The organism is Atribacter sp. (genome assembly GCF_035418125.1).
Taxonomy (GTDB): domain Bacteria; phylum Atribacterota; class Atribacteria; order Atribacterales; family Atribacteraceae; genus Atribacter; species Atribacter allofermentans.
In genome coordinates, this window is sequence record NZ_DAOLQM010000068.1 from 1 (window position 1) to 8,925 (window position 8,925).

The following is an 8,925-nucleotide window of genomic DNA, read 5'->3' on the forward strand; positions in this document are numbered from 1 at the left end:
TTCTTTTCTTTATCCCAAGTCAAGAGATATATTGTTGCGTAAACTTTTCCAACGTCCACCTTTTTTTCTTCAGCATCAAAAGCTTCAATAGTATATTGGAGATTTTGGTTCATTCCAACGAAATAGCGATTCGACTTAAGAACCAGAGCAAAATCCCCCATCAAAACTTTTACTTGTGCTGTTTTTTGTACTCCTCGATAAGCAGCATCAAATACTCCGACTTGCGCCTCATACCAGTAGGCGTTCCCCTCTACTTCAGGAATAAAAGTTATTTCCGCTTCTCCATTTTCGTCAAGAGTTCCAGTATTTTCTTCAACCATCTCACTCTGAAAGCCATATCTCCAGTAATACATTGGATAGCGAAGGATTTGATATCGAAAAGTTCCAGGAGTGAGTGGTTGCCCTGAATAATAATTGGCTTGAACTTTAACGGTCACTTTTTCCCGATTAGCGTAAGTTTCTTTTTCGGTTTTTACTTCAGCTTCAAATGATGGTTTTTCATAGTTTTCAATGGATACCATCCGATAGAAATCGCTGTTTTTCCAGGATAGTTTAATCAAATAATCTCCCTCATCAAGAGACATCGGAAGGTCAAACCAGGATGATAGATTTCCATACTCATCAGAAACTAGTTCTGTACTGGAATAGATATTATCTCGATAATCGGTAAGAACCGCTTTCACTTTCTCTCCAGGAGGAGGTGCAAAGTAACTGGTTGCTAATTTTTCTCGTAATAGAGACTTAAAATAAACTCGTTGACCCGGCTTGTAGAGCGGCCTTTCAGTATAAATAAAAACATCAAGTTTAGAGCTGCTATCAAAATAATAAGGATAAATGTTCATAAAAGCATATTCATTGTCCATTTGAGCCATTATGGTCATTTCTTTTTGTTTCAGTTCGGTTTTTGACCAAAGACCTTCAGAATTGGTTTCTCCTTCGCTGACCACTTGATTATTTTCTAACAACCTCATCCGAACCTTCTCTAAAATTTGACCACTTTTTCGATCTTGAACAAACACTACCATCTGGTTTTGATCAACTTTGGATATTAAAGATAAACGGGTAACGGAAAAAATGACCCGAGCTTCCTTGCCACCACCAGCAGCAGTGAGGAGGTAAACGCCTTCTTGAAGTGGATTGAGGGTAATGGTTTGATAGGCATAAAAATCATCTTTTGAATAGCGGATTTCTTGTAACCAACTTTTCAGCAATGAAGAATTACGGTGATAATCATCACTGGTGATTTCAATCGGGCGAGCGGGAATTGAACCTTCAATTCCTAAAATATCCTTTAAACTTTGTTTAAGACTGGGAGAAAGTACTTTGGAGGCAATCCCTCGCAGTGATTGGAAAAAACTAAACTTTAAATTTTGCCATTTTTCTTGCTCATTCAGCGGTCTCTTCGGTCTCCAGGTATCGATTGAGAAAAAATATTCCTTATTACTCTCTAAGATATAGTTTTCCGGTTCATCAATACGAAACAATGACATTTGAAGACTTTTGATCTCACTCACATTGACCCTTGCTTCAATTGATTCACCCGGATAGATGTGAGCCGGGACGCTCAGCGAGATATAAGGAGAAGCAAACGAACTCCCCGATAAAAAAATAAATACGATTACAAATACCAAACTTATCCAGGATAAGAGTTTCAAGAATCTCCCTCCTTCAGGTTTATCTTTTAATCATACCAACTAAGTTTATAATATTTATCACTCTAATATTTTAAACCGATAGAATCCTAAAAAAAATGGATTATCAATAACCGGCCACCATCTTCGATCCGGGTGTTTTTTCAGGTCGTCCAAGAATATTTCTTGAATATAACCCTCTTGATCCTCAATGGCTCCGGTATGATAAATAACTTTCCCTTTACCCTCATAAATCATAACATGATAAGGAAAATTGAAAAAGCCCGGTTGATAAAAAAAAATAAGATCTCCCCTTTCGGCCACCTGAATATCCCTCCCCAAAAAAACCACATTATGGGATAAAAGGTATTGTGCCGAAGCAAAAACTGAAAAGTCGTTATCGATGGTTTCGTAGCAAAAAGGACCTGGTTTGATGCGAAAAAGATTCGTTCCCAATAAAGGAACTCGAGGGTAATTGAAAGATTGAATATCAAAAAGGCCCTCCAATTCTCCTTGGAAACCCTGAAACCAAGCCTTATCATGTTTTTTCATTGCTTCTCGATAAGCAAAACGAACTAAGCCCGAACAATCTTTTTCTTTCCATAATTCACTTTCTTGGGCTATTTGAGAACGAGCAATATTGACAAACAAATCACGAAAAAGCTGACGGTCGGATTCAATTTTTAATTCTGCTACATCGGGAAAGCCGTCTTTATCTAAATCTTCTAAATAGGGGTTGACCTCAACGGTAAGATACTTGATCACCGGAAAGGACCGGATCATTAACTCAGTTTTTCCCTCAAGCAGCTTCGGAGAAAGCTGCACTTGATCGGATACCTGGTCAACATTTATCAAATCACTATCAACCATTTTAACCTGAAACCTTTGTATCCAGGGAGAGAAACCCCAAAAATTTTTAATTTCGATAGGAACAGTCTTTTTTTCGCCTAATACTTGGAGACTTATTTGTTCTGGACTCTCAACTTTCCAAGGAAGGGCGAAGGAACTGATTAAAAAAAGAAGCAAAAAAACCAAAAGCCATGAAAAGCGTTTTAGATTCATTCTCCACCCAAAAACCGTAACGCAAGAAGGGAATAGATTCGTGAGGCAGCAACAATTTGGGTAATTGAAACAAACTCATTGGCAGTATGAGCTTCCTCAATTCGTCCTGGTCCAAAAATGACGGTTGGTATATCAACCTGATCCAAAAAAGCTGCTTCACAGGAAGCTGGAAAGGGAGCAAAAATTGGCATTTCCCCAGGAATATCTGAAATTGAACGGCTGAGTATGTCAATCCCTGGAACATCACGAGGAATCTTAACTGGCGGAAGATGGGGGATCGACTGTTCAATTTCAAAAGTTGGTGGGAGGTCATGGATTTCAAACACTTTTTTAACTGAATCACAAATAAGAGATTCTATATCATGAAGGGACAAACCGGGAACGGTTCTGACATCGACTTCAAAATAACACAGATCCGGAACGACGTTTGGTGATGTCCCACCTTGGATTTTTCCAACACTGAGAGCCGGCTTGCCAATATCCTCATCTTCATATTGGTCGAACTCATTTTGCTTTTCTTTAATAAATTGCAGAATCTCTGAGGCTATATAAATAGCGTTTATTCCTCGATGAGCGATTCCAGCATGGCAAGATTTTCCTTTGATGGTTACTCGAAAAGCGGCAACTCCCCGATGTCCTAAGCTAATATTCAAGCCGGTTGGTTCACCAACCACTGCAAAATCAATTGGTTCCCAATTTTTTTGCCAGATCTCTATCCATTTCTTTATTCCAAGATTATCTTGTTCTTCATCAACAACAAAAACCAATTTTAATTTTCCAAACAGATTGGGAGTAAAAAGGGAAACAATTTTTGCTGTATACATCATGGCAGCAAGCGATCCCTTCATATCACAGGACCCTCGGCCATAAAGGTAATTATCAATCACTTGGCCACCCAAGGGTGGCATAGTCCAACCAGTTCCAACCGGAACCGTATCTAAATGTCCGTTTAGCAAAAGGCAAGGACCTTCTCCCCTCCCTCCATCAATTTCAGCAATTATATTGGCTCGACCTTCTTCGACTTCTTGCCATTCCACTCGAATTTGGTGATCGATAAGATAATTGGCGATATAACGAGCTAGATCCGATTCCCCTCGGGTTCGAGAAACACTGGAAATACGAACTAAATTTTGGGCTAAGTGAATGGGTTCAAAAAGATCAAACTCGTTATCCAATAGTGTTTTTAAAACGGGCATTACTGGTTTTTCTCCTTCAAAACAAGTCTTTACCTTAAATCAGGGATTTGCTGATAAATTTCGGCTTCCTCGTTTTTGGAGTTCAATATGTTCTTGGCAGAGAGGACACTCATCGGGCGAATAGGTCATAACTTCCATTTGCAATAGTGGGTGAAAGGGGTATTTGAATTGAATTTTACCTCCGCTTCGATCAACCAATATCCCCACTCCAATAATCTTTGCTCCGGTTTCTTCTACTACATCAATCACTTCTTGAGCAGAAGAACCGGTGGTAACCACATCTTCTACAACGAGAACTGAATTATTTTTTTCAAGAACAAAATCCCGCCGAAACTTCATCTTTCCATTTTCTCTTTCAGTAAAAGCCATTCGTATCCCTAATTGTCGTGCGACTTCATAAGCAAGAATAATGCCTCCAATAGCTGGACCCACAACAACATCTGGTGATGCTCCTGAAAAGCGTTCGATGAGTTCCCCAGCCAATAATTCAACGTATTTTGGCCGTTGCAGTAATTTGAATTTTTCTATATAAAAGGGGCTATGTAAACCGGAGGTGAGAAGAAAATGACCTTCCATAAAAGCTCCAGCCTCGCGAAATAACTGAAGGATTTCTTGCTCTCTCATCGCCAAACCTCCCTCACTTTCCCAATTAAATCATTTATGTCAAAGATATTTTTTTGAATCAGGTAAGCTTCGATACCATCTATGATTTGAACGGCAGCCGAAGGATCGACGAGATTTACCGATCCCAAGGCTACTGCTTGAGCCCCAATAAGGAGATATTCAAGGGCATCTTCCGCCTTCATTATACCACCCATTCCGATGATCGGAAGTCGGGTTTTTTGTATAACATCATAGACCAATTTAAGCGCCAACGGTTTAATCGCCGGACCGGATAATCCTGCTGTTTTTCTGGAAAAAATAAAGCTCTGATTTTCAACATCAACAGCTAATGCTGGGTAGGTATTGGTAATACTCAATATATCTACACCTTCTTTTTCCATAAAAAGAAGGACATTATCCAGGTCATCGGTATTGGGTCCTAATTTAAAAATGAGGGGTTTTTGAATTTTCTGCCGCAAGTTCTGAATGAGTTGGCATAAGATTTGACTATTACAAGAAAAGCTTTCTCCACCCTGCTCGATATTGGGACAAGAAACATTCACCTCAATAGCATCAATTCGTTCTAATCCATTCATCTTTTTGGCAATATCAGAATATTCTTCAATGGTTTTTCCCCAAATATTAGCAATTATCCTGGTTTGAAAATTTTCTAAGAAAGGAAGATCTTCCCGAAGAAAGCGGTCGAATCCCTTGTTTTCTAAACCAATTGAGTTCATTATTCCTGCATAAGTTTCATGAATTCGAGGTGGCGGATTCCCCACCCAAGGAGTTGAGCTTATTCCTTTGAGAGTTAAAGCTCCAATACGATCCAGGTCTAAATAAGGAGCAATTTCTCGCCCATACCCAGCTGTTCCTGAAGCCAAAATTACTGGATTGGATAGGGTTAAATTTCCTAAATGGACTTGGAGATTCATAGTTCAATTTCTCCTAATCGAAATACCGGACCATCTTTACAAACATGAAAATACCCAGGAAGCCCTTTCTTTTTCACTGCACAACTTAGACAAACACCGTATCCGCATCCCATACGTGATTCGAGAGAAACTTCAATTTGATTAGGGATAATGTCTTCCATTTTGCTTAAAGCCTGAAACATCCCCTGTGGTCCACAAGCATAAATTTTTTGAGCAGGTTTTGATTGAGAATGATGATGGAGCCAATCCTCAAAAGCATCCAAAACTGTTCCACAATAATAATTAGATAATTGCTCTTGACAACTTAATACCATAGGGATAGAGAGCTCGGAGAGATAATCAATAAGGACTTTTTCTTCCTGATTACGAATGCCGAAGAAAAACTGAAAGGGAATTTTTTTGGAAGTAAAAATTTGGGCTAAAAAATAAAGAGGAACTAATCCCCGACCTCCACCGATTAAAAGAGCTTCTTTGGGGTTTAGCGAAAAACCATTTCCCAGAGGCCCAAGCAGATCGACCTGGTCTCCAATCTCAAGTTGAGATAAAATTTTGGTCCCTCGGCCAACAATATCAAAAAGCAAACCAAAGTAGTTTTCTTGACAAGATAAAATTCCGAGCGGTCTTTTTAAAAAAGGATCATAGGTTGAACCAGCAGAAATCATTACGAATTGTCCCGGACAAGCAAGGCGAGCAATATCGTTTTCTTCTAACCACAATTCTACAAATGATGTTCCAAGGAATTTTTTCTTGACAATTTTGGCTTTTTTCATCGAATAAATTCCCAAAATCTTTCTTGATAATATACTGCTTTTTCTCGAGCTTTTTTCTCAAATCCCTCCCCGGATACATTGTTCAAATCTTCCCGATAAGCAAAAATCACATTGCGAGACACGTTAATAATTGCACCTAAACCATCGTCACGAAAAGCATTGGCCAACGATTTTATATCACCTTTTTGAGTTCCTACTCCAGGAATTAAAAACAGCAACGAAGGAAAATTGGTTCGAAGATATTTCAGGTCATCAGGATAAGTTGCTCCAACGACGATCCCAATAGAACTGAATCCTGATTCACCGATCATTTTTTCTCCCAAGGTTTCAACCATCTTAGCCACCTTAATATAGACTTTATCCGGACCATCAACGTCCTGTAGGGTGGGTGCGCTTTTATTCGAGGTTCGACACAACACGAAAATACCCCTGTCTGCTTTATCTGCCTCTCCTATAAAAGGAATCAAGCCATCTTCTCCCAAATAGGGATTTATCGTTAAAGCATCTACCTTCCAAAAAGATTCTAATTGGCCACCGGGAAAGGAAACCGATGAGAGATATCCCTGTGCATAGGCGAGTGCAGTACTACTGATATCATTGCGCTTTCCATCTAAAATGACGATATATCCCAAATTTTGGGCATATTCGATGGTTGACTTGAGCGCCAACATCCCTGGAATTCCCAACATCTCATAAAAAGCCATCTGAATTTTTATCATACCCACTGCGTCATGAAGTGCGTCCAATATTTTTTGATTAGTTAGAGTGACTGCACGAGCCAAGGCTTCCCAGGTTTTTCCTTTTTCTTTGAATTCTTGCTCGAGGATAAACCGGGGAAGATATTCGATATGGGGATCTAATCCAACCACCAAGGGACCAAACTCTTGAATACAGCGGCTAATTCGATCAGCAAAATTCATACCCTTCGGTTCTCCTTTACTATCTTTCTTAGACTCTAAGCTTCCAATTTCGAATGTCGCATCAATATTTTACCATTTACTATCGTTGTCACCGGCCATCCTTTTAATTGCCATCCATCAAAAGGACAATTTTTTCCTTTTGAAACAAATTCATTCACCTTTACCTCATGGTGGGTTTCTGGGTCAATGATGGCTATATCCGCATCCATACCAATTTCTAAACTTCCTTTTTTGGTTAATCCTAAAAATTGAGCCGGATTGAAGCTGAGTAGTTTCCAAAAATCAAGCCAGCTTATTGATTGATCATCAATCAACGCCTTCACATAAAGTGGGACTGTAATTTCCAAGTTGGAAATACCAAATGCAGCTTCATTAAAATCGCCCTCTTTATCCTCATTGGTATGTGGAGCATGATCGGATGCTAAAATCCCAATAACTCCTCGCTGAATTCCTTCTTTCAGGGCAACGATATCAGTTTGATCCCGGAGAGGTGGCTTCACTTTGGCTCGACTTCCATATTGGATAATACTTTGATCATCAAGTAGCAGATGATGGGGAGTAACATCGGCGGTCACTTTGGCTCCTTGGTTTTGAAACCATTCAATTAGTTTGACACTCAATGCTGTTGACAAATGGGTAAAGTGAACCGTGGCTCCAGTAGAATGGGCTAGGACTAAATCTCTGGCTATCATTGAATCTTCCGCAACTTTTGGTAAAGACCGGTATCCCATTTTCACTGCCATACTTCCCTCGTTGACTTGACCTTCTCCAGCTATGTCAATATCTTCTTCATGGAGAATAATAGGTAAATGAAAATATCGTGAGTAAGTCATAAGCAGATAAAGCAACCGGCTGTCTTTAACGCATTTTCCATCATCGCTTAATACTTTTGCCCCGGCATTCATCAGCAGCCCCAGATCGGTCATGGCCTTTCCTTCTAATCCCAAACTGATTGTGGCAGCCGAAAAAACATTGACCAAACCAACCTCACGAGCTCGACTGAGAAGGTAGGAAATCAATAAGGGTGAATCAATGGGAGGACGAGTATTGGGCATACATAAAACGGAGGTAAACCCACCTTTTACCGCTGCTCGAGAACCAGAAAAAAGATCTTCTTTTTTTTCTTCCCCAGGTTCGCGAAAATGAACGTGAAGATTAATAAAACCCGGACCTACCAAATATCCGCTAGCATTGATCCTTTCAGCTTTTCCATCATTGATCCCCGGTTCAATCTGAACGATCACTCCATCATCGATTAATACATCGGCTTCTATGGTTCGATTGCTTTGGGGAAGAATTAAAGTGCCATTTTTTATCAATACCTTATTCATCCGTTTGCCCCCCCAAGATAAGAGTTTCTAAAACCGCCATACGGATGGCTAATCCACAACTTACCTGCTCTTCAATCAGGGAATTCTCCTTTTCAACCAAAGATGAATCGATTTCCAACCCTCGATTGACCGGGCCAGGATGCATAATTTTTTTCCAACGGCCATCAGGACCCTTCGGTTTTTCTTTCAGACCAAAGAAACTGGCATACTCCTTGGCACTGGGGAAAAATCCCGCTTCCTGACGTTCTTTTTGGATGCGAAGTAAATAAACCACGTCGGCTTGTCGGATCGCTTCTTCTACCGGATAAACAACTTGGCCTTCCAATACTTCAATACCCTTTGGGATGAGGGTTGGCGGACCGGAAAAAATGACCTGACTTCCTAATTTTTTGAGTCCTATACTCAACGAACGGGCAACTCGGCTATGGAGAATGTCTCCAATAATGGCTACGGTATTTCGGGTAAAATCTATTCCAT

General features: G+C 40.0%; 9 protein-coding genes. All 9 read right to left on the reverse strand.

Annotation, left to right across the window (positions count from 1 at the left end; genetic code table 11):
- On the reverse strand, positions 1-1,655 hold a 1,655-nt coding region (locus PLK24_RS05140; protein WP_324476939.1), incomplete at its 3' end, for an MG2 domain-containing protein.
- A gap of 57 nt (positions 1,656-1,712) precedes the next feature.
- On the reverse strand, positions 1,713-2,693 hold the full coding sequence (locus tag PLK24_RS05145; protein ID WP_324476941.1) for a DUF1175 family protein: 981 nt from the start codon (positions 2,691-2,693) through the stop codon (positions 1,713-1,715).
- Complete coding sequence (locus tag PLK24_RS05150) at positions 2,690-3,889, reverse strand: M20 family metallopeptidase (protein WP_324476943.1); 1,200 nt, start codon at positions 3,887-3,889, stop codon at positions 2,690-2,692. The genes PLK24_RS05145 and PLK24_RS05150 overlap by 4 nt, the downstream gene beginning before the upstream one ends.
- Positions 3,890-3,928: 39 nt before the next feature.
- A complete protein-coding gene (pyrE, locus tag PLK24_RS05155) occupies positions 3,929-4,513 on the reverse strand; it encodes an orotate phosphoribosyltransferase (RefSeq protein ID WP_324476945.1) in 585 nt (194 codons plus the stop codon).
- The gene (locus PLK24_RS05160) at positions 4,510-5,427 is read right to left on the reverse strand and encodes a dihydroorotate dehydrogenase (RefSeq protein ID WP_324476947.1); all 918 of its coding nucleotides are present in this window, start codon (positions 5,425-5,427) and stop codon (positions 4,510-4,512) included. The genes pyrE and PLK24_RS05160 overlap by 4 nt, the downstream gene beginning before the upstream one ends.
- Positions 5,424-6,197: a dihydroorotate dehydrogenase electron transfer subunit gene (locus tag PLK24_RS05165; RefSeq protein ID WP_324476949.1), complete on the reverse strand. Its 774-nt coding sequence runs from the start codon at positions 6,195-6,197 to the stop codon at positions 5,424-5,426. The genes PLK24_RS05160 and PLK24_RS05165 overlap by 4 nt, the downstream gene beginning before the upstream one ends.
- Complete coding sequence (pyrF, locus tag PLK24_RS05170) at positions 6,194-7,117, reverse strand: orotidine-5'-phosphate decarboxylase (RefSeq protein ID WP_324476951.1); 924 nt, start codon at positions 7,115-7,117, stop codon at positions 6,194-6,196. The genes PLK24_RS05165 and pyrF overlap by 4 nt, the downstream gene beginning before the upstream one ends.
- A gap of 35 nt (positions 7,118-7,152) precedes the next feature.
- On the reverse strand, positions 7,153-8,448 hold the full coding sequence (locus tag PLK24_RS05175) for a dihydroorotase (RefSeq protein ID WP_324476953.1): 1,296 nt from the start codon (positions 8,446-8,448) through the stop codon (positions 7,153-7,155).
- Positions 8,441-8,925 (reverse strand): aspartate carbamoyltransferase (locus PLK24_RS05180; RefSeq protein ID WP_502876039.1); only part of this gene is annotated, 485 nt, incomplete at its 5' end. The genes PLK24_RS05175 and PLK24_RS05180, both read right to left, overlap by 8 nt.

Coding starts and splice junctions, on each gene's coding strand:
- PLK24_RS05145 (WP_324476941.1), bottom strand. CDS start 2,693: ATGAATCTAAAACGCTTTTCATGGCTTTTGGTTTTTTTGCTTCTTTTT.
- PLK24_RS05150 (WP_324476943.1), bottom strand. CDS start 3,889: ATGCCCGTTTTAAAAACACTATTGGATAACGAGTTTGATCTTTTTGAA.
- pyrE (WP_324476945.1), bottom strand. CDS start 4,513: ATGAGAGAGCAAGAAATCCTTCAGTTATTTCGCGAGGCTGGAGCTTTT.
- PLK24_RS05160 (WP_324476947.1), bottom strand. CDS start 5,427: ATGAATCTCCAAGTCCATTTAGGAAATTTAACCCTATCCAATCCAGTA.
- PLK24_RS05165 (WP_324476949.1), bottom strand. CDS start 6,197: ATGAAAAAAGCCAAAATTGTCAAGAAAAAATTCCTTGGAACATCATTT.
- pyrF (WP_324476951.1), bottom strand. CDS start 7,117: ATGAATTTTGCTGATCGAATTAGCCGCTGTATTCAAGAGTTTGGTCCC.
- PLK24_RS05175 (WP_324476953.1), bottom strand. CDS start 8,448: ATGAATAAGGTATTGATAAAAAATGGCACTTTAATTCTTCCCCAAAGC.